Here is a 25,015-nt window from a genome sequence, read left to right on the forward strand (position 1 = left end):
CGCATCATCGCGGCATCCTGCGCCAGACGAACGCGGGCAGCAATCGCATCACGGCGGCCGCGGGTCCCAGCGCCCATGGGATCCACACGGTGCGGCGGCCTTTCGCCAGTGCCCGCGCGGTCGCGGCGGCCACCTTCGTGGGCGTGCTGGGCAGGGGCGCGGGCGTCATGCCTTCCGTCATACGCCCGATGACGAATCCCGGGCGGGCGATCAGCAGCCGCACCCCGGTGCCGTGCAGCGCGTCGGCCAGACCGTTGGCGAAGCCGTCCAGGCCGGCTTTGGCCGAGCCGTAGACGTAGTTGGCGCGCCGCACCCGGGCACCGGCGATCGAGGAGAACACCACCAGTCGGCCTTTGCCGGCGTTGCGCATGGCGGCGGCCAGGTGGGTGAGCATGCTCACCTGGGCGACGTAATCGGTGTGCACGACGGCGACCGCGTGCGCGGCGTCGGTCTCGGCGCGAGCCTGGTCGCCCAGGATTCCGAAGGCCAGCACCGCGGTGCCGATGGGCCCGTGGTCGGCGACGACCGAGGCGACCAGGGCGACGTGCGAGGCCAGGTCGTCGGCGTCGAATTCCCTGGTGTCGACCGCGGCGGCGCCGGCCGCTTTGAGCGCGCTGACCTGGTCAGCGAGCTGATCGGCGCGGCGCGCGGCCAGCACCACCGTCGCCCCGGGGGCCAGGCGTCGCGCCAACTCGACCCCGATTTCGCTGCGTCCGCCCAGGATTAGTACTGGACCCGCGCCCGTGTCGTCCACGGCTGCGATTATTACCTGCGCTAGCGTGAGCGGTGATGGCGAATACCACGACCCGGCTCACCGACGAGGCCCTCGCGTTTCTGTCGGAACGCCATCTGGCCATGCTCACCACGTTGCGAGCCGACAATTCGCCGCACGTGGTGGCGGTCGGGTTCACCTTCGACCCCAGGACGCACATCGCGCGGGTCATCACCACCGGCGGGTCCCAGAAGGCGGTCAACGCCGATCGCGGCGGGCTGGCCGTGCTGAGCCAGGTCGACGGCGCGCGCTGGCTGTCGCTGGAGGGCCGGTCCAAGGTGAACAGCGACGCCGACGCGGTGCGCGACGCCGAGTTGCGCTACGCCCAGCGCTACCGCACGCCGCGCCCCAACCCGCGGCGCGTGGTCATCGAGGTTCAGGTGGAGCGGGTGCTCGGGTCGTCGGATCTTTTGGACCGGGGCGCGTAGCGCGCCGATCGCTTCGCCGCCACAACTCACTCATCCCCAGCGTCAGCCGACCGGGACCACGATCAGTTCGTGCGGCCGGTTGTTGACGGCCAGGGCGCCGTCCTCGGTCACGACGACGATGTCCTCGATGCGCGCGCCCCAGCGGCCCGGGAAATAGATGCCCGGCTCGATGGAAAACGCCATGCCCGCGGTCAACGGCAGGTCGTTTCCGGCGACGATGTAGGGCTCTTCGTGCACCGACAAGCCGATGCCGTGCCCGGTACGGTGCACGAAATAGTCGGCGAGTCCTTCGGCGGCCAGCACATCGCGGGCGGCCGCGTCGACCTGCTCGGCCGTCACGCCCGGGCGTACCGCCTCATAAGCGGCGCGCTGGGCGCGCTGCAGCACCGAATACTGTTCAGCCACTTCTGGATTCGGCTCACCGATGCTGTAGGTGCGCGTCGAGTCGGAGTTGTACCCGGGTTCATAGGTGCCGCCGATGTCGACGACGACGATGTCACCGGCCTGCAGTTCACGATCCGAATATCCGTGGTGCGGGTCGGCGCCGTGCGGCCCGGATCCGACGATGATGAACGCCACCTCCGAATGCCCTTCGGCCACAATGGCGTCCGCGATGTCGGCGGCGACGTCGGCCTCGGTGCGGCCGGGCACCAAAAACTCCGGCACCCGGGCGTGCACCCGATCGATGGCGGCACCGGCTTTGCGCAACGCGTCGACTTCGCACTCCTCCTTGACCATTCGCAGCGTGCGCAACACCTCGGTGGCCAGCACTGGCAGGGCGCCGAGCACACTGGCCAGCGGGAGCAGATGTAGCGCCGGCATCGCATCGGTCACGGCGGTCGCGGCGGGGGCACCGCCCAGCGCGGCGCCCACCAGATCGTAGGGATTGTCACCGTCGACCCAATCGCGCACCGCCAGGCCGAGTTCGGCGATGGCCGACCCCTTCAGCGAGGCCAGCTCCAGTCGCGGCACCACCACCGTCGGATCACCGGACGCGGGCAACACCAGCGCGGTGAGCCGCTCCAAGGTCTGGGCGCGCGACCCGACCAGGTAGCGCAGGTCATACCCCGGCGTGATCACCAGCCCGGCCAGACCGGCATCGGCGGCCGCGGCGGCGGCCGCGGCCAATCGACGGGCATACACGGCTGCGTCGAAGCGGTGTGACTCCATGGCAGTCAGGCTAACCCGCCCGCCGAACGTCGACTCGTTGCGGCGATTTCGCCCGTGGGCCGACAACAAGTCGACGTTCGACGGGGTGGGGTTGGCCGGCCGACAACAAGTCGACGTTCGACGGGGCGGGGTTGGCCGGCCGACAACAACTCGACGTTCGACGGGGCGGGGTTGGCCGCGGCGGCGTGAGACCATATTCGGCATGCCAGGACCACTAGTGCTGCTCGATGGCGCCAGCATGTGGTTCCGTTCGTATTTCGGGGTCCCGTCCTCGATCACCGCGCCAGACGGCCGGCCCGTCAACGCCGTTCGCGGATTCATCGATTCCGTCGCCTTCGTGATCACCCAACAGCGACCAAGCCGGCTGGTGGTCTGCCTGGACCTGGATTGGCGGCCGCAGTTCAGGGTCGACCTCGTGCCGTCCTACAAGGCCCACCGCGTGGCCGAGCCCGAGCCGCCGGGCGAACCGGACATCGAGGAGGTCCCCGACGACCTGACGCCCCAGATAGACATGATCGCCGAATTGCTTGACGCCTTCGGGATTCCGACGGCGGGCGCGGAGGGTTTCGAGGCCGACGACGTGCTGGGCACGTTGGCGGCGCGGGAACGCGACGACCCGGTCGTGGTGGTCAGCGGTGACCGCGACCTGATGCAGGTGGTGTCGGACGATCCGGTCCCGGTGCGGGTGCTCTACCTCGGCCGCGGGCTGAGCAAAGCCACGTTGTTCGGGCCGGCCGAGGTGGCCGAGCACTACGGCGTGCCGGTCGAGCGGGCCGGGCCCGCCTACGCCGAACTCGCGTTGCTGCGCGGCGACCCGTCCGACGGCCTACCGGGCGTTCCGGGCGTCGGCGAGAAGACCGCGGCCTCGTTGCTGGCCCAGCACGGCTCGCTGGAACAGATCCTGGCCGCCGCCCACGATCCGAAGTCGAAGATGCCCAAGGGCCTGCGGGCGAAACTGCTGGGCGCGCTGGACTACATCGAGGCGGCCGGCGACGTGGTGCGGGTGGCCACCGACGCGCACGTCACGTTTTCGACGGCCAGCGACGAACTACCGCTGGTCGCGGCCGATCCGCAACGAACCGCCAAGCTGGCGACCGAACTGGGCGTCGGATCGTCGATCGCGCGCCTGCAGAAAGCGCTCGACGCGCTGCCGACCTGAGGGTCCGCTACTGCGGGCGGCCGACCTCGTAGGTGCCCTTGTTGTCCTGGAACGTCACCGTCACGTGCTTCGGCGCGCCGTCGATGCTGACGTCGCAGTCGAACGTGGCGCCCTTCTTGACGGTCGGGTTTTGCCCGTGGTTGCACTTGACGTCCTTGACGTTCTTGGCGCCGTAGCCGTTCGTTTCGTCGCTGAGGACCTGCTGAACCCCGGCCTGCGCCTTGCTGACGTCGAGCTTGGTGGTGACGAAGAAGCCCGGCTGCCAGAATCCCAGCACCAGCACGACGACGACGAGCAGCAACGCGATGCCGCCGCCCACGCCGGCGATCAGCCCAACCGGTCGCTTCTTGCCGGGCTGCTCATAGGGCGGGTACTGCTGCGGGTACTGGCCCGGCTGGCCGTATTGACCGTACTGCCCGTATTGACCCGGCGGTGGGTATTGGCCCGGCTGCCCGTACTGGCCGGGCTGCGGGTACTGGCCCGGCTGCCCGTACTGACCCGGCTGGGCGTATTGACCCGGCTGCCCGTACTGCCCGGGCTGGGCATAGCCCGGCTGCTGGGGGTACTGCTGCGGATAGGCCTGTTCAGCCGGCTGCTGGTACTGCGGGTATTCGGCCGGCGGCGTGTAGGCGGGCGCCTGCCACGAGGCCTCCTGGGTCTGCTGGTCGTGCCAGGACGGCGCCACCTGGGTCGGGTCCGACGAGTGGTCGCTGCCTTGACCTTGGCCGGGCGGTTGCCACTGCTGGTCCGATCCCTGCGGTCCGCTCATCTTTCTCCTCAGCCCCTTGTGTCTCGGCATGAACTATCGGCGTTTAACGGTAGCTCCGGCCTAGCCTACCCGGCGTCAACTGCAACGACGCCGCGCCGAATGTCGTTGATGGCCCGCTTCGCGGTGGCCCGAACCTCGGCGTCCGGGGCGGCGTTGCGCACCTGATCCAGCAGGTCAAGCGCCTGCCGGCACCAGCGCACGAAATCGCCCGCCAGCAGGGGCGAGCCGCTGCCCGCCGGGTCGGCCGCCGCCAGCGCCGCGGCCAGATCACCCGTCCGGGCCCAACGGTAGATGACGTTGACGAAGCCGTCGTCGGGTTCGCGGCTCGGGGCGATCCGGTGCGTCTGCTCGTCGGCGCGCAACGCCATCGACAGCCGCGATGTCTGCTGCAACGCCTGGCGTAGCGGCTGCGTGGGGGCGTCGGCGGCAAACGCCGCGCCCGGCCCGTCCCCGCCCCGGCTCTCGTACAGCACCGACGAGACCACCGCCGCCAGCTCGGCGGGCTTCAAACCGGACCACGCGCCGGTGCGCAGGCATTCGGCGACCAGCAGATCGCTTTCGCTGTAGATGCGCGCCAGTAGCCGCCCGTCGTCGGTGACGCGGGGATCGCCGTCGCGGCCTTCGATGAAGCCACGCTCGGTGAGCAGCCCGACGATCCGATCGAAGGTCCGGGCCAGCGAATTGGTCGCTGCCGCAACCTTTTTCTCCAATTGCGCGTTGTCGCGTTCGATCCGCAGATAGCGCTCGGCCTGCCGGACCTGTTCTTCCCGGCCGGGCGTGTTGTGCGACGGGTGCCGCCGCAGCTGTTCGCGCAGCTTCGCCAGCTCGGGGTCATGAAATTCGCCGTCGGCGTCCCCGCGGCCGCGGCGCTTCGCCGGAATGGCCAGCCCGGCGGCGGCCGACCGCAGCGCCGACGCCAGATCGCGGCGGACGCGCGGCTGCCGGTGCTCGACCCGCTTCGGCAGGGGCATCGACCCGACCGGCGCCGACATGCCCGAATAGTCGGCCGATGAAATCCTTCCCGCCCAACGGTTTTCGGTGAGCACCAGCGGCCGCGGGTCGGAGCTGTCGCGGGCGGATTCCAGCACCACGGCCAGCCCACCGCGCCGGCCGTGGGTGATGTTGATGATGTCGCCCCGGCGCAGCGCGGCCAGCGCGTCGCTGGCCGCCTGCCGGCGTTGCAGACGCGAGGCACGCGACTGGGCGCGCTCCATCTCGGAGATGCGCGCGCGCATCCGGGCGTATTCGAGGATCGGCGCTTTGGGGCCGCCCAGCTCGCCGGCGATCTCACCCAGCATCGCGTCGCCCCGCTCGATGCCGCGCACCAGCCCGACGACCGAACGGTCGGCCTGATACTGCGCAAATGACTGCTCCAGCAACCGATGTGCTTGCTCGGGGCCCATCTGCTGCACGAGGTTGATCGTCATGTTGTACGACGGGGCGAACGAACTGCGCAGCGGGAAGGTGCGGGTGGAGGCCAGCCCGGCCACCGCGGAGGGTTCGGTGGTTTCTTCGGTGGGATTCCAGAGCACCACCGCGTGGCCCTCGACATCGATGCCGCGCCGGCCGGCGCGCCCGGTCAACTGCGTGTACTCCCCCGGCGTCAGCGCCACGTGCTGCTCGCCGTTGAACTTGACCAGCCGCTCGAGCACCACGGTGCGGGCAGGCATGTTGATCCCCAGCGCCAACGTCTCGGTGGCGAACACGGCCCGCACCAGCCCGGCGGTGAACAGCTCTTCGACCGTGTGCCGGAAGGCGGGCAACATGCCGGCGTGGTGGGCGGCCAGACCGCGCAGCAGCCCCTCGCGCCACTCGTAGTAGCCGAGCACGGCGAGGTCGGCGTCGGCGAGATCGCCGCAGCGATGCTCGATCACCTCCGCGATCTGCGCCCGCTCTTCCTGGGTGGTCAGCTGCAGGGGGGAACGCAGGCATTGCTGGACGGCGGCGTCACAGCCGGCCCGCGAGAACACGAACGTGATCGCCGGCAGCAGCCCTTCGGCATCCAGGCTCGCGATCACGTCCGGACGCGCCGGCGTGCGGTAGAGCCGGGGCCGGCCCGACCGCGCCGGCGGACGCCCGCGTCCGGCACTTCGCCGCGGCTGCCAATCCGACATCCGATCCGCCTCACGGCGATGGGTGATGTGCCGCAACAGATCCGGGTTGACGCGGGGCTCGCGCGGGGCGCCCGGCTGCTCGGGGGCGTCCGAATGCCGGTAATCGAAGAGGTCGAAAAGTCGCTTGCCCACCAACACGTGTTGCCAGAGCGGCACCGGCCGGTGTTCGTCGACGACGACCGTCGTATCGCCGCGCACGGTCTGGATCCAGCCGCCGAACTCCTCGGCGTTGCTCACCGTCGCCGACAGGCTGACCACGCGGACCTCGTCCGGAAGGTGCAGGATCACCTCTTCCCACACCGGGCCCCGCATCCGGTCGGCCAGGAAGTGCACTTCGTCCATTACCACGTAGGAAAGGCCCCGCAGCGCAGGCGAATCCGCGTAGAGCATGTTGCGCAGCACCTCGGTCGTCATGACCACGACGGGCGCATCGGCGTTTACCGACATGTCCCCGGTGAGCAGGCCGATGCGGTCGCGGCCGTAGCGCGCCGTCAGGTCGGTGTGCTTCTGGTTGCTCAGCGCTTTGAGCGGCGTGGTGTAGAAGCACTTGCCGCCGGCCGCCAGCGCCAGGTGTACCGCGAATTCCCCGACGACGGTCTTGCCGGCGCCGGTCGGCGCGCAGACCAGCACGCCGTGGCCGCGTTCGAGCGCCACACACGCCCGATGCTGAAAGCCGTCGAGCGAAAAGGGCAGATCCATGGCGAATCGGGTGAGTTCGACCAGCTCCGCCACCTCATGGGGCGCCGACGGTTCAGGTGACATCGTCGTGTTGCCCGGCGGTGACCGACGGCTCCGGTATCGCGGTGGGCCGATCGATGACCGATGCTTCGTCGTCGGGGATCTCCGTCTGGGCTTCGCGTTTGGCCTTGCGCTTGTCGTGGAGGCGGGCGATCTGGATGGCCAACTCGAGGAGGACGGACAGCGCCAAGCCGAGTGCGGTCATCGAAAACGGATCGGAGCCTGGTGTGAATACCGCCGCGAACACGAACATCGCGAAGATCAATCCGCGCCGCCACGACTTGAGCCGCTGGTAGGTCAGCAGGCCGACGGTGTTGAGCATGACGATCAGCAGCGGGAATTCGAAGCTGACGCCGAACACCACCAGCAGATTGATCAGGAACCCGAAATAGCGGTCACCGGACAGGGCGGTCACCTGGACGTCGCTGCCGACCGTCAGCAAAAAGCCCAGGGCCTTGGACAGCACGAAGTAGGCCAGCGCCGCGCCCGCACCGAACAGCACCACGGCCGGGACCACGAACGCGATCGCGAAGCGGCGCTCCTTCTGGTAGAGCCCGGGGGTGATGAACGCCCACAGCTGGTAGAACCAGACCGGGCAGGCCAGCACCACCCCGGCGGTCAGTCCCACCTTGAGCCGCAGCATGAACTGGTCGAACGGCGCGGTGGCCAGCAGCCGGCATTGCCCGTTGGCGCTGATGTCCGCGCGCGCCGACTGCGGCAGCGAGCAGTAGGGATGACGCAGCCACTCGCCGAGGCTTTCCAGCCCGAAGATCGGATGCGAGTACCAGACGAACCCGAAAATCGTGGTCAGCACGATGGCCGCCAGGGAAATCAGCAGCCGCCTGCGCAGTTCGGTGAGGTGGTCGACCAGCGACATGGTCGCGTCCGGGTTGGTGCGACTGCGTCTGTTGCGTGGGTTGAGGCGCTTCAGCAGGCCAGAAGTGCGCGCTGAAACCTTGAGTGATTTCACGATGCTCGTCTAGGGCTCGGTCAGGGGCGCTCGGGCACCGCGACGATGACGGCGGCTACGCCGGGCGTGCTTCGCTGTGCCCCTGCTCGCTGGGCGCCGGAGGGTCGACCCGCTGCGACTGCACGGGCGTGGGGTTCGCCGCGGGGGCGTCGCTTTGGGTCCCCAAAGCCGAGTTCTCCGGCTTGTTCTCGCTCTGCATTTCCCGGATCTCGGACTTGAAGATCCGCATCGACTTGCCCAACGAACGCGCCGCGTCGGGGAGCTTCTTGGCACCAAACAGCAAGATCACCACGACCGCGAGGATCGCCCAGTGCCACGGACTCAGACTGCCCACTTTGATTACCTCCAGACGTTGACCCGATGCTACCGCAGCAGCGCCGCGTGGCGGTGGGCCCGCGCCGCGCCGAGGGGCCACGTTGCCTGGACTTTTATGAGCTCAGGGCGTCATACGACGCCACCGCGGCGGCCGCGGCGTCGCGCACCCGCTGCGCCAGCGACTCCGGTGCCAGCACCCGCACGGCCGGCCCCAGGCCCAGCACCAGCCGCGTCATCCAGTCCTCGGAGGCGTAGGTCATCACCGCCTCGCAGGATCCGTCGGGCAACTCGCGCACGTCGCGCATCGGGTAGTACTCGAACATCCAGGACGCCGTGGGCGCGACCCGTAGCTTGGCGAACGGCAGCGAGGGATCACCGTCGAACAGCGAGGTGTCGGGGGGCGCATGCAGCGCCGGCTCGGGCGGCGCGGCGGGCTCGTCGAGTTCGCTGGCCTCCACGATCCGGTCGAAGCGGAACAGCCGGACCCCTTCGGCCTCCCGCGACCAGGCCTCCAGGTAGCTGTGGCCGCCGATCAGCAGCACCCGGATGGGATCGACCACCCGGCTGGTGAGGGTGTCGTGCGAGGCGGAGTAGTAGTCGATGGCCAGCGCGTGCCGCGACTGCACGGCGGCGCGCACCGCGGCGGCGGCCCGGCTTTCCGTCGGCGCGGGCTCGTCGACGGCCGTCGCGGCGGGTGTGGTGTCGTGGCCGAGGGCTCCCGCGGCGTCCTCGATCTTGGCGATCGCACTGCGCGCGGCTTCCGGGTCGACGACGCCGGGGATGTCGGCCAGCGCCCGCAGCGCCACCAGCAGGCCCGTGGCCTCCGGCGAGGTGAGCTTGAGCGGTCGGTCGATGCCGGCGGAGAACGTCACCTCGATGGTGTCCCCGGAGAACTGGAAATCGATGAGGTCGCCCGGGAAGTAGCCGGGAAGGCCGCACATCCAGAGCTGGTTGAGGTCCTCTTCGAGTTGCTTGGCCGAGACCCCGAGGTCGGCGGCGGCCTTGGCCCGGGTGACCCGCGCGTTGGCCTGGAAGTACGGGACCATGTTCAGCAGCCGGACCAGGCGGGTGGAGATGGCGGTCATGCGGACACGCCCGCATGCGCCCGCAACCGGGCCAGCACGTCGTCGCGCAGCGATTGCGGCTCGAGCACCAGGGCGTCGGCGCCGTAGCCGGCGATGTCACGGGCGAGCTGGTCGGTGGATCGGATGTCGAGCTCGATCACCTCGCCGTCGCGCTCACCCAGCCGCCGTTCGCCGACGTGCCTGCCGGCCCGGCGCAGCGCGGTGGCCCGCCCGGCGGCCACCCATACCTGGGCCACCCCGCCGGCCGGTGTCGCTGCAACGTCGGTGACCGTCTGGGCCACGATCCGGCGCAGGTCAATGCCTTCCGGCACGGTGACCGCGCCCGCCGGGCCGATCGGCGTGACGTCGGGACCGATCCGGGAGAGCCGGAAAGTCCGGGTGGCGTCGCGGTCGCGGTCGTGGCCCACCAGATACCAGCGGCCCTTCTCGGTGACGACGCCCCAGGGCTCGACGGTGCGGGTGGCGTAGGGCTCGGCCCGCGACGGCCGGTGCGGAAACTGGACCGCCCGTCGGGAATCGATGGCCGACAACAGGATTCCGAGAACATCCTCCGAGCCACGCAGGCCCGGCACTCCGACCGGCGACGCGATGGCGACCGGCGCGTCGGGATCGACGTCGACGCCGGCGGCGCGCAGTTTGAGCAGCGCCCCCTGGGTGGCGGTGATGAGCTCGGGTGACTCCCACAGCTGGGTCGCGACGGCGACCGCGGCCGCCTCGTCCGGGGTCAGGTCGACCGGCGCGAGCGAATAGGCGTCGCGGTTGATCCGGTAGCCCTCGGTGGGGTCCCACGCCGACACCCTGCCGACCTCGAGCGGGATGCCGAGGTCGCGCAGCTCGTTCTTGTCGCGCTCGAACATGCGGGAGAACGCCTCGGCGCTCGCGCTCTCCGAGTAACCCGCCACACTCGACCTGATCTTTTCCGCCGTGATGTACCCGCGGGTGGACAGCAGGGCGATGACCAGGTTCACCAACCGTTCGACTTTTGACGTCGCCATTGGCACCAGATTATTCGATGGTCGCCGCCCGGCGCTTCCACCCGCGCACCGCGTCGCGCACGCGCGTCGGAGCGGCTACATGCTGGCGATCAGCCGCTTGACCCGCTCGTCGACCGCACGGAAGGGGTCCTTGCACAGCACGGTCCGCTGCGCCTGGTCGTTGAGCTTGAGGTGCACCCAGTCGACGGTGAAGTCACGGCCGGCGGCCTGGGCGGCGCTGATGAACTCGCCACGCAGCCGCGCCCGGGTGGTCTGCGGCGGATTGTCGACCGCCTCGGCGATGTCCTCGTCGGTGGTGACGCGGGCCGCAAGTCCCTTGCGCTGCAGCAGATCAAAGACGCCGCGCCCGCGCTTGATGTCGTGGTAGGCCAGGTCGAGCTGGGCGATCTTCGGGTCGGACAGCTCCATGCTGTAGCGGTCCTGGTAGCGCTGGAACAGCTTGCGCTTGATCACCCAGTCGATCTCGGTGTCCACCTTGGCGAAGTCCTGGCTCTCGACGGCGTCGAGCTGGCGACCCCACAGGTCGACGATCTGCTCGATCTGGGCGTTGGGTTCGCGGGTCTGCAGGTGCTCGACCGCGCGACTGTAATACTCGCGCTGGATGTCCAGGGCGCTGGCCTGACGCCCGCCCGCCAGCCGCACCGGCCGCCGGCCGGTGATGTCGTGGCTGACCTCGCGGATGGCGCGGATGGGGTTGTCCAGCGAGAAATCCCGGAACGGCACGCCCGCTTCGATCATCTCGAGCACCAGCGCGGCGGTGCCCACCTTGAGCATGGTGGTGGTTTCGCACATGTTGGAGTCGCCGACGATCACGTGCAGGCGCCGGTACTTCTCGGCGTCGGCGTGCGGCTCGTCGCGGGTGTTGATGATCGGCCGGCTGCGGGTGGTGGCCGACGAGACGCCCTCCCAAATGTGCTCGGCGCGTTGGGAAAGGCAGAACGTCGCGGCCTTCGGGGTCTGCAGCACCTTGCCGGCCCCGCAGATCAACTGGCGCGTGACCAGGAACGGCAGCAGGACGTCGGAGATCCGGGAGAATTCGCCGGCCCGCACGATCAGGTAGTTCTCGTGGCACCCGTAGGAGTTGCCCGCCGAATCGGTGTTGTTCTTGAACAGGTAGATGTCGCCGCCGATGCCCTCGTCGGCGAGGCGCTGCTCGGCGTCGACGAGCAGGTCTTCGAGCACCCATTCCCCGGCGCGGTCGTGGGTGACCAGCTGCACCAGGCTGTCGCACTCGGCGGTGGCGTACTCGGGGTGGCTGCCCACGTCGAGGTAGAGGCGGGCGCCGTTACGCAGGAAGACGTTGGAGCTGCGCCCCCACGACACGACCCGCCGGAACAGGTAGCGGGCCACCTCGTCCGGGCTGAGCCGGCGATGGCCGTGGAATGTGCAGGTGACCCCGAACTCGGTCTCGATGCCCATGATTCGTCGCTGCACGTAATCGAGCGTACTGGTTGTCCGAGCATGACGGTGAGCAAGCCGCGCGTATCGATCGACGAAGTTTTGCGCGGGCGGGTTCCAGAGCCGCGCCGCGCCCCCTCGTGATGACGCGGCCGCGGCGCGCACGCCGGGGAGATGCGAAGCCTCATCGGCACCTTGAGCACCGGCAGCCACACCAGCACCACCGCGTCAGACGCCATGCCCGACGGTGGTCTAGCCGGGCGAGCCGCCGTTCGACTCCGACTCGTCGCCGTCGCCGTCGCCGTCGGAGGATCCGTTCGAATCCAGTTCGCGCAGCAAATTCTCCAGGGTGGCGCGGTTGATCCGCCGGAACGCCCGCCGCGGGCGGTTGACGTCCAAGATGGCGACCTCCAGGCTGGCCACGTCCAGGGTGGACTGGTCGCCGTTGGAGGATTCGCTGCCGGCCCGCAACGCTTTCACCGCGATGCGGGTGGCCTCGCGCAGGTTGGCGTTTTCGGCGTACGAGTCCTTGAGCGCCGTGGTGATCGGTTCGGTGGTGCCACCCATCACCACGAAATGCGGCTCGTCGGCGATCGATCCGTCATAGGTAATGCGGTACAACTCAGGCGGTTTCGACTCGCCGTAGTGCGCCACCTCGGCGACGCACAATTCCACCTCGTAGGGCTTGGCCTGTTCGGTGAAGATGGTGCCCAGCGTCTGCGCGTAGACGTTGGCCAGCTGGCGGCCGGTGACGTCGCGGCGGTCGTAGGCGTAGCCGCGGGTGTCGGCGAATTGGATTCCGCCCCGGCGCAAATTGTCGAATTCGTTGAACTTGCCGGCGGCGGCGAAGCCCACGCGATCGTAGAGCTCGCTGATCTTCTGCAGCGACCGCGACGGGTTCTCCGCGACGAAAAGAACCCCGCCGGCATAGACCAGGGCGACCACGCTCTTGCCCCGCGCGATGCCCTTGCGCGCGAGCTCGCTGCGCTCGCGCATCGCCTGTTCGGGCGAGATGAAATACGGGAAGCTCACTTCTCACCACCATCGGGGCCGAAAGTGTCAGCGCGCGAACGGCTTTGGATCACCTCGCGAGCCAGCTCGGCGATGCGGCCCTCCGGCACTTCCAGCGCCCCCTCGGGGCCGATGGTGACCGCCGTGGGATAGATGCCGCGGACCAGATCCGGCCCGCCGGTCGCGGAGTCGTCGTCGGCCGCATCGTAGAGCGCCTCGATCGCGACCCGCACCGCGGAGTCGGCGTCGGTGACCTGCGAGTACAACTTCTTCATCGACGACTTGGCGAAAATGGAGCCCGAGCCCACCGACTGGTAGCCCTCCTCCTCCAGGTTCCAGCCGCCGGCGGCGTCGAACGACACGATGCGGCCGGCGCCTTCCGGATCGGGCGCGTCGATGTCGTAACCCACCAGCAGCGGCAATGCCACCAGCCCCTGCATGGCGGCGGCCAGGTTGCCGCGCACCATGATCGCCAGCCGGTTCACCTTGCCGGCAAACGTCAGCGGCACGCCTTCGAGTTTCTCGTAGTGCTCGAGTTCCACGGCGTAAAGGCGGGCGAACTCCACCGCGATGGCGGCGGTTCCGGCGATGCCGGTCGCGGTGTAGTCGTCGGTGATGTACACCTTCTTGACGTCGCGCCCGGCGATCATGTTGCCCTGCGTCGAGCGCCGGTCGCCGGCGAGCACCACACCGCCCGGGTACTTCAGCGCGACGATGGTGGTCCCGTGGGGCAGCTGCGCCCCGGCGCTTTCCGACTGGACGGCCCCGAAGGAGGCCGGCAGCAACTCCGGCGCCTGACGGCGCAGGAAGTCGGCGAACGACGAAAGGTCTACGGCGGGGTTTCCCGGAAGTGCGGAGTTGATGGGTAGGCGATCAGAGAACTGCCAGGTCACTGGCCGCCCTTTTGGACGTATGCCCGCACGAAGTCCTCGGCGTTCTCCTCGAGAACGTCATCAATCTCGTCGAGCAAATCGTCAGTCTCCTCGGCTAGCTTCTCCCGGCGCTCTTGGCCCGCGGCCGTGCTGCCGGCGAAGTCGTCCTCGTCACCGCCACCGCCGCCACGCTTGGTCTGCTCCTGAGCCATCGCCGCCTCCTGCGTTGTCTGGGCTTGTTGAATGGCCTTTCAATTGTCCAGCCACGCCGCCCGTTGGTCTTTCCTACCCTACCGGTCAACCCCGACGTTCCCCGTCCGAACCGGCGGCTAGCTGGTGAGTTGTTCGACCAGTTCCGCCGCGCTGTGCACCGAGTCCAGCAGCGCTCCCACGTGCGCTTTGCTGCCCCGCAGCGGCTCCAGCGTGGGAATGCGGACCAGGGAATCGCCCCCCAGGTCGAAGATCACCGAGTCCCAACTGGCCGCCGCGATATCGGCGCCGAACCGGCGCAGGCATTCACCGCGGAAGTACGCGCGGGTGTCCGTCGGCGGGCTGTCCACCGCTTCGAGCACCTGGTGCTCGGACACCAGGCGCTTCATCGAGCCCCGCGCGACCAGCCGGTTGTAGAGGCCCTTGTCCAGCCGGACGTCGGAGTATTGCAGGTCGACCAGGTGCAACCGCGGCGCCGACCAGCTCAGGTTTTCCCGCTGCCGGAACCCTTCGAGCAGGCGCAGCTTGGCGGGCCAGTCCAGCAGCTCGGCGCATTCCATCGGATCGCGCTCGAGTTGGTCGAGCACGTGCGCCCAGGTTTCGACGATGTCGGCCGCCCGCGGATCGGGGTCGCGGCTGTCGACGAGCTTCGCCACCCGATCGAGGTAAACCCGTTGCAGCGCAAGCCCGGTCAGCTCGCGACCGTCGGCCAGGGCCACCGCGGCGCGCAGCGACGGGTCGCGGCTGATCGCGTGGACCGCGTGCACCGGCCGCGCCAGGGCCAGATCGCTCAGGTCGATTCCGTGCGCCGGGCCCTCTTCGATCAAGTCCAGCACCAGCGACGTGGTGCCCAGCTTCAGATAGGTCGACGTCTCCGCCAGGTTGGCGTCGCCGATGATGACGTGCAGCCGCCGGTACCGGTCGGCGTCGGCGTGCGGCTCGTCGCGGGTGTTGATGATGCCGCGCTTGAGGGTGGTCTCCAGGCCGACCTCGACCTCGATGTAGTCCGAGCGCTGCGACAGCTGAAAGCCGGGCTCGTCGCCGGAGGGCCCGATGCCCACGCGTCCCGACCCGGTGACCACCTGCCGCGAGACCAGGAAGGGGGTCAGCCCGGCGATGATCGCCGAGAACGGCGTCTGCCGCGACATCAGATAGTTTTCGTGCGACCCGTAGGAGGCGCCCTTGCCGTCGACGTTGTTCTTGTAGAGCTGCAATTTCGCGGCCCCGGGCACGCTGGCGACGTGTCGGGCGGCGGCCTCCATCACCCGTTCGCCGGCCTTGTCCCAGATCACGGCGTCGAGCGGGTCGGTGCATTCGGGCGCGGAGTATTCGGGGTGCGCGTGGTCGACGTAGAGCCGTGCCCCGTTGGTCAGGATCATGTTGGCCGCGCCGACCTCGTCGGCGTCGACCACCGGCGGCGGGCCGGCCGAGCGGCTCAGGTCGAACCCGCGCGCGTCGCGCAGCGGAGATTCCACCTCGTAGTCCCACCGGGTCCGCTTGGCGCGCTGAATGCCCGCCGCGGCCGCATAAGCCAAGACCGCCTGCGTCGACGTGAGGATCGGGTTCGCCGTCGGGTCCGATGGCGAGGAAATGCCGTATTCGACCTCCGTCCCGATAATCCTTTGCATGCTTCAAAGACTAGGCGAGGTGCGGAATTGACCTTCTCCCGGGCGTCGGCGCCCTGGCGCGGCTGGTCATCGGTGATCGCGTTTGCTGTTGACGCCGCCGACGACGGTGATTAGCTTCACGGGATGACCGACCTATCCGGGAAGCGTTACGGCGAAGTGCTTCTCGTGACCCCCGGGGAGGCGGGACCGCAGGCCACGGTGTACAACAGCTTCCCGCTCAACGACTGTCCGGCCGAGCTGTGGTCGAAGCTCGACGCCCAGGCCATCGCCAAGGAGCACGGGGCGGCCACGGCGCTGCTCAACGGTCCGCGCTACTGGCTGATGAACGCCATCGAGAAGCAACGGCAAGGGCCGCAGATCACCAAGACCTTCGGCGGGATCGAGATGATTCAGCAGGCCACGGTCCTGCTGTCGTCGATGAACCCCGCGCCCTATACCGCCAATCAGGTCAACCGCCACACGGTTTTCGTCTTCAACCCGGGTGAAGAGGTCTACGAACTCCTCGATCCCGGCGGGCAGCGCTGGGTCATGCAGACCTGGAGCCAGGTCGCCGACCCCACCTTGTCGCGCGCCGACCTGCCCGGCTTGGCCGCCCGGCTCAACCTGCCGCACGGGTGGGCCTATCAGCCGCGCGTGCTGACCGAGGAGTTGCGGGTGGACACCCGCACCCGTTCCGCGCATGTCACGCAGGACGATCTGACGAACAGCTACTCGCTCCAGTTGGACTGACGCCGCGTCACAGGCGGTTTGCCATCCAACTCTGGTGCCGCACTGCCGCTTTGCGCGCGGCCTTGGCCAGTGCTCGGTCCGGCAGGTGACGGCCGAGCGCGTCGAGGACGAGCGCGGTCTCCGGCGCCGGATGACGCCAGATGTCGTCCAGCAACTGGGACGGGTCGGATAAACCGGCGAAGAGGCTGCACAACTCCTCGGGCGACTCCAAGGACTCCGCGAGGACGTCGACGAGCACGGCAACGTCGACGAAGCTCGCGAGCGTCTCGGCGTCGGCGCGGTCCCGCTGGATCAGCCAGAGCGCGGCGTGGCCGGCGACCGGGCTGTCCAGCAGCTGACGAACGAAGGGTTCGGCGACGTCGATGTCGAACTCGTTCAGGGCGACGAAGCCCATCGTCCGGCCGGCCGCGGTCTCCATGGCCGCGGCCGCCTCGGTGACCATCTGCACCCGCTCGGCGGCCGGCCGGTCGGACCGCCAGTTTGCTATCAACGGCACATGAGTGTCCTTGCCCACCAACAACATTGCGCCGATCAGGTCCGTCGCATCCCAGTCGTTGATTCGGTCGAGACGGCGCAGCGCAAATCCGGCGTCCTCCAGGTATTCCGGCACGACGTGACGCCCCAGCGCGGTCAGCGCCACAGTCCCACCGGTCCAATTGCTAGGCCCAAGCGGCTGCGGCCGTTCGAGGGCGTCGGTCCAGCGCACCACACCGGCCTGCCGCAGCACGTCGAGGAGTCGGCCCATGTCGTCCTCGACGTATGCCTCCAGCGTGTCCTCCTCGTCGGCGTACCAGCGCGGCGACGGCCGTTGCGCGGCAACCAGCGCGTGCACCCACTCCAGCAAGGATTCGAAGGGAAGTTTCGCGCCGTCTTGCAGCAGCGGCGCCAGCCAACACGCGATCCCGTCGTCGAGCAGGTCGTGCATGACGTGCTGCTCGGGATAGAGCTGCGCCGAATGCAACGACCGCAACGGACGTGACAAGAGGATCGCCGCGAACAGCGACTCCGCCCGCTCCACGGGCGAGCGCGTCCCCCACTCCTGCCCCGGCAGCACCCGGTGGCGATGCACGTCCACCGCGCCCGCCTCGATAGCCACTTGGACGAGGAAATTCAGACGCCGCAGCGCCGCCGTCGACCGCGCCGGATATTTCAGCTCGCCCAACTCGAAATCCAACACGTCGCCGGTGTCGAGGCGTTCCACCAGCGCGCGACCATCAGCCAGTTCGAGTTCGCCCTTGTCGGTGAGCGGCTTGCCGTCCGGCCCGAGATAGTCGCGCAAGGCATCGAGTTTGGCGAGCAGCGGGACCGCCGTCGCGGCGGCCGCCAGATCGGTCGCGGACGGCGGAACGTAGAGGAACGGCAGTTCGAAGGGCTCCGGCGCGTCGCCCGGGACCGGAAGATCCTCGACAACGGTACGGTCGCGTGCTTCGGCCAGCAGAGTCGGCGCAAGGTCGTCGGCCAGCCTGCGCAACCTGGCGGCGCGGTCGGCACCGCCGACCAGACGCCCCGTTGCCTCCATGAAGTCGACGTATACGCCGACCGCGAAGCACAGACTGGCGGCGTCGTCCGGCCGGCCTTCGAACCGCCGCGGACACCACTCCAGCAAAAATTCCGCGATATCGGCGGGCGCGAAATCGTCGAGAACACCGGTGGAGTCGAAGTAACGCCAGTCCAGAAAGACGGCGACGTCGGAGACGACCGCCTCCCGATCCGAGTCGGGTCCGGCCCACCAACGGTCGAGCTCGTCCAGCAGCACGCCACGAACGTGGTCGTAGGCGTCGTCGTCACCCGGAGCCTCAAAGCGCAGCCGCACGGGTGCGACGCTAGCCGGTGGCGCCGACAAATGTTTACAAGTACTGACCCAGGTTCGACTCGGTGTCGATGGCCCGCGACGCGCTCGAGCTCTTGCCGGTGACCAGCGTGCGGATGTAGACGATCCGCTCGCCCTTCTTGCCCGAAATCCGCGCCCAGTCATCGGGGTTGGTGGTGTTGGGCAGGTCCTCGTTCTCGGCGAACTCGTCGACGATCGAGTCGAGCAGGTGCTGGATGCGCAGGCCCGGTTGGCCGGTTTCCAGCACCGACTTGATCGCGTTCTTCTTCGCCCGGTCGACGACGTTCTGGATCATCGCCCCGGAGTTGAAGTCCTTGAAGTACATGACTTCCTTGTCACCGTTGGCGTAGGTGACCTCCAGGAACCGGTTGTCGTCGATCTCGGCGTACATCCGCTCGACGACCTTCTCGATCATCGCCTTGATGCAGGCCGTGCGGTCGCCGCCGAACTCGGCGAGGTCGTCGGCGTGCAGCGGCAGCTCCTCGGTGAGGTACTTCGAGAAGATGTCTTGCGCCGCTTCGGCATCCGGGCGCTCGATCTTGATCTTCACGTCGAGCCGGCCCGGCCGCAGGATCGCGGGGTCGATCATGTCCTCGCGGTTGGAGGCGCCGATCACGATGACGTTCTCCAGGCCCTCCACGCCGTCGATCTCACTGAGCAGCTGCGGGACCACGGTCGTTTCGACGTCCGAGGACACCCCCGTGCCACGGGTGCGGAAGATCGAGTCCATCTCGTCGAAGAACACGATCACCGGGGTGCCTTCCGACGCCTTCTCGCGGGCGCGCTGGAAGATCAGCCGGATGTGGCGCTCGGTCTCGCCGACGAACTTGTTCAGCAGCTCGGGGCCCTTGATGTTCAAGAAGTACGACTTGGCCTCGCGCGCGTCGTCGCCGCGGACCTCGGCCATCTTCTTGGCCAACGAGTTCGCCACCGCCTTGGCGATCAACGTCTTACCGCAGCCGGGCGGACCGTAGAGCAGCACACCCTTGGGCGGACGCAGCGCGTACTCCCGGTAGAGCTCCTTGTGCAGGAAGGGCAGCTCCACGGCGTCGCGGATCTGCTCGATCTGGCGGGTCAGGCCGCCGATGTCCAGGTAGCTGACGTCGGGCACCTCTTCGAGCACCAGGTCCTCGACCTCGGCCTTGGGGATGCGCTCGAACGCGTAGCCGGCCTTGGTGTCGACCAGCAGCGAGTCGCCGGGCCGCAGCTTGCGGGGCCGGGTGTCGTCGTTGAGGGCGTCGGGATGACCGTCGGGCAGGTTCTCGGCGACCAACGGCTCGGCGAGCCAGACGATGCGTTCCTCGTCGGCGTGCCCGACCACGAGTGCCCGGTGCCCGTCGGCCAAGAGCTCACGCAGTGTGGAGATCTCGCCGACCGACTCGAAGGTGCCCGCTTCCACGACCGTCAGCGCCTCGTTGAGGCGGACGGTCTGGCCCTTACGCAGCAACGCGACTTCGATGTTCGGCGAGCACGTCAGGCGCATCTTGCGGCCCGACGTGAACACGTCGACGGTGTCGTCCTCGTGCGTCCCGAGCAGGACGCCGTAGCCGCTGGGCGGCTGCCCCAACCGGTCGACTTCCTCCCGCAACGCCAGCAGTTGCTGGCGGGCCTCTTTGAGGGTCTCCATCAACTTCGAGTTACGGGACGCGAGGGAGTCGATGCGCGCTTCGAGCTGATGCACGTCGCGGGCAGAGCGGGCGCCGCCTTGCGCACCGACCGTGTGCTCGAGCTGCTCGCGCAACATCGCCGCCTCGCGGCGTAGCTGCTCCAACTCGGCCTCGTCGCCGCTGGACATGTCTGATTCGTGGGGGGTTCCGAAAGCTTCAGAACGCTCTGAGCTACCCATCTTGCGCTCCTTTCCCACACCGAATTGGCGCGGCGGATACTTCAAAGCTACCGGCGATTGACGATTGATGTGCGTAGTCAAATACCCACGAAAAGTTAAGATTTTCGTCACGCTGGTAATCTCGGCCACTAATCGTGATGATCGAAACGGCCTCGGGAGGTGGCACAGTGACCGCAAAAAGCCTCGCCACCGGCTCGGCCCGCGTCGCAGTCACCGCCGGTGTGACTTCAGTTGCACCCATCGGCCCGACCTTAGCGACATCGCTCCCACCCGCAGCGGCCAGAGCCGCCTAGCCGGCCGACCGACTGGATGCATCGACCACTGTCCGTAGCGCTCAGCACCGCCACCGCCCTGGCGGTGGTCGGACTCGCGGCGTGTTCGTCGAAGCACCCCGCAAGCGAGTCGTCGACCGTCTCGTCGCTGCCGCCGGCCCCCTCCAGTCAGGTTGCTGCGCCCGTCACGGCGCCCTTGCCACCGCCCGAAGCCCTCACCGATGTCCTGGCCCGCCTGGCCGATCCGAACGTCCCCGGCGACGCCAAGGTGAGTCTGGTGGAGGGCGCCACCCCGGAGAGCGCGGCCAGCCTGGACAAGTTCACCAACGCGTTGCGGGACAACGGCTACCTGCCGATGACCTTCGCCGCGAACGACATCGCGTGGTCGGACAAGAACCCGTCGAATGTGCAGGCCAGCGTCGCCGTCCACACCGCCCAGGCCAACAACGCCAACTTCACCTTCCCGATGGAATTCGCTCCCTTCCAAGGCGGTTGGCAGCTTTCCCGGCACACCGCCGAAACGCTATTGGCCCTGGGCAAGTCGCCGGCGGCCCCGTCCTCCGGCGCCCCCGCGAGCCCGCCCGAACCCGCGCCGCCGCCGCCACCGCCTCCCGAACCCGCTCCGTCCCAAAACCCGCCGGGCTGACGCGCCGGATGTGGATCGGCTGGCTCGAGTTCGACGTGTTGCTGGGCGACGTTCGCTCGCTCAAACAGAAGCGATCGGTCGTGCGTCCCGTCGTCGCCGAATTGCAGCGCAAGTTCAGCGTCTCGGCGGCCGAGACGGGCTCGCACGAGTTGTATCGACGGGCCGGCATCGGGGTCGCCCTGGTAACGGGTGACCGCGGCCACGCGGTCGACGTGCTGGACGCGGCCGAGCGGCTGGTGGCCGCGCATCCCGAGTTCGAGCTGCTGTCGGTGCGACGCTCGCTGGTGCGCGGCGACGATATCGATTAGCCGTCGCGGCCTTCGCGCTTGCGGCCCAGCGGCGCGGGCGCGACCACCCCGGGGGCGAGCCGTCGGGTGAAGATCAGGAAGGCCGTGTGCCCGCGCATCGAATGCTGCGGGCGCACCGCGAGCCCGACGACATTCCACCCGCGTTGCAACGTCTCCCACGACCGCGGCTCGGTCCAGCACTGCTGGGCCCGCAGCGCCTCGACGGCGCGCGACAGTTGGGTGACGGTGGCCACATAGATCATCAGCACGCCGCCGGGGATGAGCAGCCGCGCGACCGACTCCAGCACGTCCCACGGCGCGAGCATGTCGAGCACGGCGCGGTCGAAGGATCCGTCCGGCAGCTCGGAGTCGGCGACATCGCTGACGATCAATTCCCAGTTGTCCGGCGCGTGCCCGCCGGCGAACACCGACACATTGCGTTGGGCGTGCTCGGCATGGTCGGCGCGCTGCTCGTAGGAGACCACCCGCCCGTCGGGCCCGACGGCGCGCAGCAGCGAGCAGGTCAGCGCGCCCGAACCGGCCCCGGCCTCGAGCACCCGGGCGCCGGGGAAGATGTCGCCCTCGTGAACGATCTGGGCCGCGTCCTTCGGGTAGATCACCTGCGGGCCGCGGGGCATCGACATCACGTAGTCGATCAGCAGGGGCCGCAGCACCAGGTACGCGGCGCCGTTGCTGGACTTGACCACGCTGCCCTGCTCGAGCCCGATGACGGCATCGTGCGGGATCGACCCGCGATGGGTGTGGAACTCGGCACCCTCGGCGAGCACCATCGTGTAGTGCCGACCCTTGGCATCGGTGAGCTGAACACGCTCGCCCACGGTGAACGGGCCGGTTACGGACACGCGGTCTAGCGTGCCAGCCGACTCGCCCCCGCGGGTGCTTGGGGGTTGTCGGAGCCCGGTCATAGGCTTTCGGCATGATCGTCCAGCCGGAGGCTCCGCAGTCCGTGACGGGCCCGGCGAGGCAGGTGTCCCGCCCGGCGCTGTCACCGTCGCGGGCGGCGGACTTCAAGCAATGCCCACTGCTGTACCGCTTCCGGGCCATCGACCGCCTGCCCGAGGCCCCGTCCCCGGCGCAGCTGCGCGGATCCCTGGTTCACGCCGCCCTGCAGCAGCTTTACGGGCTGCCCGCCGCGCAACGCGGCCCCGACACCGCCCTGTCGCTGGTGCAGCCCGCGTGGGAGCAGGTGATGGCCGCGACGCCGGAGATCGCCGCGGGTTTGGACCCGGCCCAGCGCTCCCAGCTGCTGGCCGAGGCCCGGGCGCTGCTCGCCGGCTACTACCGCCTCGAGGACCCGACGCGTTTCGACCCGCAATGCTGCGAAGAACGCGTGGAGGTCGAACTCGCCGACGGCACGCTGCTGCGCGGATTCATCGACCGCATCGACGTCGCCGCCACCGGCGAACTGCGGGTGGTCGACTACAAGACCGGCAAGGCGCCGCCGGAAGCGCGGGCCCTGGCCGAGTTCAAGGCCATGTTCCAGATGAAGTTCTACGCGGTGGCCCTGCTGCGTTCGCGCGGCGTGCCGCCCACCCGGCTGCGGCTGATCTACCTGGCCGACGGCCAGGTCCTGGACTATTCGCCGGATCACGACGAGCTGCTGCGCTTCGAGAAGACCCTGATCGCGATCTGGCGCGCCATCCAATCCGCCGGTCAGACGGGCGATTTCCGTCCCACCCAGTCGCGACTGTGCGACTGGTGTCCGCACCAGCAGCACTGCCCGCTTTTCGGTGGGACCCCGCCTCCCTACCCGGGCTGGCCGGAATCGTTTGATGCGCAAAGCGATTCGCGCCCGAGCGAGCCGGCGGCGTAGCGCCTAGTCGAGCGGCGACATCTCCTGCAGCACAGTCGGAATCAGCTCGCTGACCGTGGGATGGATGTGCATGGTGCGGGAGAGCGTGGTGTAGGGCGCCTTGGCGGACATGACGTCCAGGATGCAGTGAATGGCCTCGTCGCCGCCGACCCCGAAGACGGCGGCCCCCAGGATCTGCTTGGTTTCGGCGTCGACGACGACTTTCATGAAGCCTTGTGTCTCACCCTTTTCCACCGCCCGGCCGACCCTGGTCATCGGCCGCTTGCCGACGAGCGCCGTGCGCCCCGACGCGCGGACCTGCTCGACGGTCAGGCCGGCGCGCCCCAGCGGCGGATCGATGTAGAGCGCGTAGGTGGTGATGCGGTCGCTCACCCGCCGCGGGTCGTCATCGAGCAGATTGGCGGCGACGATCTCGAAGTCGTTGTAGGACGTGTGGGTGAACGCACCCTTGCCGTTGCAATCGCCCATCGCCCAGATGTGCTCGACGCTGGTCTTGAGCTGGTCGTCGACGACGATGTAGCCGCGGGCGTCGGTCCGCACACCGGCGGCCGCCAGGCCCAGGTCATCGGTGTTGGGGCGCCGGCCCGCCGCCAGCAGCAGATGACTCCCCCGGATTGGCGTGGCGCCGTCGCGCGGGGTGAGTTCAAATCCGTTGCTGGTCTTGGTGACCCGCACGTCGTCGGCGTCGACGACGATGTCGATGTCCTCGGCCCGCAAGATGTCTTCGATGGTGGCCGAGACATCCTCGTCTTCGCGCGACGCCAGCCGCGGACCCCGCTCCACCACCGTCACCCGCGCCCCGAAGCGCCGGTACATCTGCGCGAACTCCAGCGCGATGTAGCTGCCGCCCACGATGACGAGATGTGTTGGCAGTTCGTCGAGTTCGAGGATCGACGCGTTGGTGAGGAAGTGGACCTCGTCCAGGCCCGGAATGTCGGGCACCACGGCGCGGCCGCCGACGTTGAGGAAGATGCGGTCGGCGTGCAGCACGTCGTCACCGACCCGCACCGTGTGCGCATCGGTGAAAACGGCGTGCCCGCGGACCAGGGTGCAGCCGTCCATGCCCTCGAGCCAGTCTTCGACACCTTTGCGGTCGTCGAGCATGATCTGGTCCTTGCGGGCCTTGACTTTCGCCATGTCCACGCTGATCTCGCCGGTGCCGACGCCGTACTGCGCGCCGCGCCGCGCCAGGTGCGCGGCATGGGCGGAGGCCACCAGCGTCTTGGTCGGGATGCATCCGGTGTTGACGCAGGTGCCGCCGATCAGTTTGCGTTCGACGATCGCGACGCGCTGCCCGGCTGCCGTCAGCCGCCCCGCCAACGGCGGGCCCGCCTGGCCCGCACCGACGATGATCGCGTCGAAATGTTCTGTCACTTAACCGCCGTCAGCAGGTACTCCGTCAGCACGTGGCCCGTCACGGCCACGATGACGAGTCCCCCGACGATCGCGACCGCGTCCTCGAGCAGCGCGATGGGCAGGTCTCGGCCCGCGGCGGCGGCCAGCCGCTTGCGCGCCTGGTAGCCGCCGAGAGTGCCGAGCACCGCGCCGATGACGCCGGCCCCGAGCGCGGTAAAGGTCCAGTGCGGCCAGGCGCCCAGCGCCGCGCCCGCGAGGCCACCCATCACGATGCGGCCCGCGAAGATCGGTGCCGCCGTGCGGGGCGGGGTCTTGGGCAGCTTGTCGTTGATCAATTCGCCGACGGCCAGGACGGTGAGGACGACCACCGCGACGATGCTGGCCATCCAGGACGCCCACGTGCCGTGCAGGTCGATCCATCCCAGGAGGGCGGGGGCGGCGGCCCAGGCGACCACCGCGGGCGCCGTCAGCGAACGCAACCCGGCAACGACACCAATCAACAAAGCCAGCAACACAACAAGCGCGTGAGTCACGAAGACCTCCTGGAGGACGAAACAGCCGGCGACCTTTCAGGGACGGC

The 25,015-nt window shown here is 68.8% G+C and carries 24 protein-coding genes; 6 read left to right on the forward strand and 18 right to left on the reverse strand.

All coding sequences use genetic code 11. The annotated features are described in order from the left end of the window. Window positions 1-4: 4 nt before the first annotated feature. The gene (locus QGN31_RS14870; protein WP_201409423.1) at window positions 5-754 is read right to left on the reverse strand and encodes an SDR family NAD(P)-dependent oxidoreductase; all 750 of its coding nucleotides are present in this window, start codon (window positions 752-754) and stop codon (window positions 5-7) included. A gap of 35 nt (window positions 755-789) precedes the next feature. On the opposite strand from QGN31_RS14870, the gene QGN31_RS14875 reads away from it, so the two are divergent. After that, window positions 790-1,200: a F420-dependent biliverdin reductase gene (locus QGN31_RS14875; RefSeq protein ID WP_008256343.1), complete on the forward strand. Its 411-nt coding sequence runs from the start codon at window positions 790-792 to the stop codon at window positions 1,198-1,200. A 42-nt stretch (window positions 1,201-1,242) separates the two neighbouring features. Here QGN31_RS14875 and QGN31_RS14880 read toward each other — a convergent pair whose 3' ends face one another. After that, complete coding sequence (locus QGN31_RS14880) at window positions 1,243-2,370, reverse strand: M24 family metallopeptidase (RefSeq protein ID WP_201409424.1); 1,128 nt, start codon at window positions 2,368-2,370, stop codon at window positions 1,243-1,245. A gap of 202 nt (window positions 2,371-2,572) precedes the next feature. On the opposite strand from QGN31_RS14880, the gene QGN31_RS14885 reads away from it, so the two are divergent. After that, window positions 2,573-3,529, forward strand: a complete 957-nt coding sequence (locus QGN31_RS14885) for a 5'-3' exonuclease (protein WP_020188912.1) — start codon at window positions 2,573-2,575, stop codon at window positions 3,527-3,529. A gap of 7 nt (window positions 3,530-3,536) precedes the next feature. Here the strand turns inward: QGN31_RS14885 and QGN31_RS14890 are convergent, their stop codons facing one another. The 11 genes from QGN31_RS14890 to dop form a co-directional block, all read right to left on the reverse strand. After that, a complete protein-coding gene (locus QGN31_RS14890; RefSeq protein WP_008256331.1) occupies window positions 3,537-4,298 on the reverse strand; it encodes a DUF4333 domain-containing protein in 762 nt (253 codons plus the stop codon). Between the two features lie 65 nt (window positions 4,299-4,363). Next, the gene (locus tag QGN31_RS14895) at window positions 4,364-7,144 is read right to left on the reverse strand and encodes a DEAD/DEAH box helicase (protein ID WP_014384603.1); all 2,781 of its coding nucleotides are present in this window, start codon (window positions 7,142-7,144) and stop codon (window positions 4,364-4,366) included. A 19-nt stretch (window positions 7,145-7,163) separates the two neighbouring features. Continuing rightward, window positions 7,164-8,120: a twin-arginine translocase subunit TatC gene (gene tatC / locus QGN31_RS14900; RefSeq protein ID WP_085978343.1), complete on the reverse strand. Its 957-nt coding sequence runs from the start codon at window positions 8,118-8,120 to the stop codon at window positions 7,164-7,166. A 55-nt stretch (window positions 8,121-8,175) separates the two neighbouring features. Further along, entirely contained in the window at window positions 8,176-8,454 is a 279-nt protein-coding gene (gene tatA, locus QGN31_RS14905; RefSeq protein ID WP_009953370.1) for a Sec-independent protein translocase subunit TatA, read from the reverse strand. A 94-nt stretch (window positions 8,455-8,548) separates the two neighbouring features. After that, window positions 8,549-9,520, reverse strand: a complete 972-nt coding sequence (locus QGN31_RS14910) for a helix-turn-helix transcriptional regulator (protein WP_014941843.1) — start codon at window positions 9,518-9,520, stop codon at window positions 8,549-8,551. Beyond that, the gene (locus QGN31_RS14915) at window positions 9,517-10,515 is read right to left on the reverse strand and encodes a helix-turn-helix transcriptional regulator (RefSeq protein ID WP_014941842.1); all 999 of its coding nucleotides are present in this window, start codon (window positions 10,513-10,515) and stop codon (window positions 9,517-9,519) included. The genes QGN31_RS14910 and QGN31_RS14915 overlap by 4 nt, the downstream gene beginning before the upstream one ends. Window positions 10,516-10,590: 75 nt before the next feature. Then, complete coding sequence (pafA, locus tag QGN31_RS14920; RefSeq protein ID WP_008256314.1) at window positions 10,591-11,949, reverse strand: Pup--protein ligase; 1,359 nt, start codon at window positions 11,947-11,949, stop codon at window positions 10,591-10,593. Window positions 11,950-12,165: 216 nt separating this feature from the next. Next, entirely contained in the window at window positions 12,166-12,945 is a 780-nt protein-coding gene (gene prcA / locus QGN31_RS14925; protein ID WP_014382455.1) for a proteasome subunit alpha, read from the reverse strand. Next, window positions 12,942-13,817, reverse strand: a complete 876-nt coding sequence (gene prcB, locus QGN31_RS14930; protein WP_014380035.1) for a proteasome subunit beta — start codon at window positions 13,815-13,817, stop codon at window positions 12,942-12,944. Before prcB ends, prcA begins: the two co-directional genes overlap by 4 nt. Continuing rightward, the gene (locus QGN31_RS14935) at window positions 13,814-14,008 is read right to left on the reverse strand and encodes a ubiquitin-like protein Pup (protein ID WP_009953377.1); all 195 of its coding nucleotides are present in this window, start codon (window positions 14,006-14,008) and stop codon (window positions 13,814-13,816) included. The genes prcB and QGN31_RS14935 overlap by 4 nt, the downstream gene beginning before the upstream one ends. 117 nt (window positions 14,009-14,125) lie before the next feature. Next, window positions 14,126-15,634: a pup deamidase/depupylase gene (gene dop / locus QGN31_RS14940; RefSeq protein WP_008256308.1), complete on the reverse strand. Its 1,509-nt coding sequence runs from the start codon at window positions 15,632-15,634 to the stop codon at window positions 14,126-14,128. Window positions 15,635-15,757: 123 nt separating this feature from the next. Between dop and QGN31_RS14945 the strand changes: the two genes are divergently transcribed. Next, complete coding sequence (locus QGN31_RS14945) at window positions 15,758-16,363, forward strand: hypothetical protein (protein WP_009953378.1); 606 nt, start codon at window positions 15,758-15,760, stop codon at window positions 16,361-16,363. 7 nt (window positions 16,364-16,370) lie between these two features. Here the strand turns inward: QGN31_RS14945 and QGN31_RS14950 are convergent, their stop codons facing one another. After that, window positions 16,371-18,176, reverse strand: coding sequence for a hypothetical protein (locus tag QGN31_RS14950; protein ID WP_201409425.1), 1,806 nt, complete (start codon window positions 18,174-18,176; stop codon window positions 16,371-16,373). Between the two features lie 34 nt (window positions 18,177-18,210). Continuing rightward, on the reverse strand, window positions 18,211-20,040 hold the full coding sequence (gene arc, locus QGN31_RS14955) for a proteasome ATPase (protein ID WP_008256304.1): 1,830 nt from the start codon (window positions 20,038-20,040) through the stop codon (window positions 18,211-18,213). A 309-nt stretch (window positions 20,041-20,349) separates the two neighbouring features. Between arc and QGN31_RS14960 the strand changes: the two genes are divergently transcribed. Then, window positions 20,350-20,958: a hypothetical protein gene (locus tag QGN31_RS14960; RefSeq protein ID WP_014941838.1), complete on the forward strand. Its 609-nt coding sequence runs from the start codon at window positions 20,350-20,352 to the stop codon at window positions 20,956-20,958. An 8-nt stretch (window positions 20,959-20,966) separates the two neighbouring features. Further along, entirely contained in the window at window positions 20,967-21,266 is a 300-nt protein-coding gene (locus QGN31_RS14965; protein WP_014941837.1) for a DUF503 domain-containing protein, read from the forward strand. Here QGN31_RS14965 and trmI read toward each other — a convergent pair. Next, window positions 21,263-22,108: a tRNA (adenine(58)-N(1))-methyltransferase TrmI gene (gene trmI, locus QGN31_RS14970; protein WP_014941836.1), complete on the reverse strand. Its 846-nt coding sequence runs from the start codon at window positions 22,106-22,108 to the stop codon at window positions 21,263-21,265. The genes QGN31_RS14965 and trmI overlap by 4 nt on opposite strands. Before the next feature lie 74 nt (window positions 22,109-22,182). On the opposite strand from trmI, the gene QGN31_RS14975 reads away from it, so the two are divergent. Continuing rightward, window positions 22,183-23,079 (forward strand): RecB family exonuclease, encoded by an 897-nt coding sequence (locus tag QGN31_RS14975; protein WP_043954809.1) that lies wholly within the window; start codon window positions 22,183-22,185, stop codon window positions 23,077-23,079. A 3-nt stretch (window positions 23,080-23,082) separates the two neighbouring features. On the opposite strand, the gene QGN31_RS14980 is transcribed toward QGN31_RS14975, so the two are convergent. Then, on the reverse strand, window positions 23,083-24,453 hold the full coding sequence (locus QGN31_RS14980) for an FAD-containing oxidoreductase (protein WP_014941834.1): 1,371 nt from the start codon (window positions 24,451-24,453) through the stop codon (window positions 23,083-23,085). Next, a complete protein-coding gene (locus tag QGN31_RS14985; protein ID WP_043954807.1) occupies window positions 24,450-24,968 on the reverse strand; it encodes a membrane protein in 519 nt (172 codons plus the stop codon). The genes QGN31_RS14980 and QGN31_RS14985 overlap by 4 nt, the downstream gene beginning before the upstream one ends. Window positions 24,969-25,015: the final 47 nt, after the last annotated feature.

Source organism: Mycobacterium sp. 2-64 (assembly GCF_035918375.1).
Taxonomy (GTDB): domain Bacteria; phylum Actinomycetota; class Actinomycetes; order Mycobacteriales; family Mycobacteriaceae; genus Mycobacterium; species Mycobacterium intracellulare.

Bases quoted from the DNA above. Each gene is read 5' to 3' on its own strand.
- QGN31_RS14875 (WP_008256343.1), top strand. From the start codon at position 790: ATGGCGAATACCACGACCCGGCTCACCGACGAGGCCCTCGCGTTTCTG.
- QGN31_RS14880 (WP_201409424.1), bottom strand. From the start codon at position 2,370: ATGGAGTCACACCGCTTCGACGCAGCCGTGTATGCCCGTCGATTGGCC.
- QGN31_RS14885 (WP_020188912.1), top strand. From the start codon at position 2,573: ATGCCAGGACCACTAGTGCTGCTCGATGGCGCCAGCATGTGGTTCCGT.
- QGN31_RS14890 (WP_008256331.1), bottom strand. From the start codon at position 4,298: ATGAGCGGACCGCAGGGATCGGACCAGCAGTGGCAACCGCCCGGCCAA.
- QGN31_RS14910 (WP_014941843.1), bottom strand. From the start codon at position 9,520: ATGACCGCCATCTCCACCCGCCTGGTCCGGCTGCTGAACATGGTCCCG.
- QGN31_RS14915 (WP_014941842.1), bottom strand. From the start codon at position 10,515: ATGGCGACGTCAAAAGTCGAACGGTTGGTGAACCTGGTCATCGCCCTG.
- QGN31_RS14935 (WP_009953377.1), bottom strand. From the start codon at position 14,008: ATGGCTCAGGAGCAGACCAAGCGTGGCGGCGGTGGCGGTGACGAGGAC.
- dop (WP_008256308.1), bottom strand. From the start codon at position 15,634: ATGCAAAGGATTATCGGGACGGAGGTCGAATACGGCATTTCCTCGCCA.
- QGN31_RS14945 (WP_009953378.1), top strand. From the start codon at position 15,758: ATGACCGACCTATCCGGGAAGCGTTACGGCGAAGTGCTTCTCGTGACC.
- arc (WP_008256304.1), bottom strand. From the start codon at position 20,040: ATGGGTAGCTCAGAGCGTTCTGAAGCTTTCGGAACCCCCCACGAATCA.
- QGN31_RS14960 (WP_014941838.1), top strand. From the start codon at position 20,350: ATGCATCGACCACTGTCCGTAGCGCTCAGCACCGCCACCGCCCTGGCG.
- QGN31_RS14965 (WP_014941837.1), top strand. From the start codon at position 20,967: ATGTGGATCGGCTGGCTCGAGTTCGACGTGTTGCTGGGCGACGTTCGC.
- QGN31_RS14975 (WP_043954809.1), top strand. From the start codon at position 22,183: ATGATCGTCCAGCCGGAGGCTCCGCAGTCCGTGACGGGCCCGGCGAGG.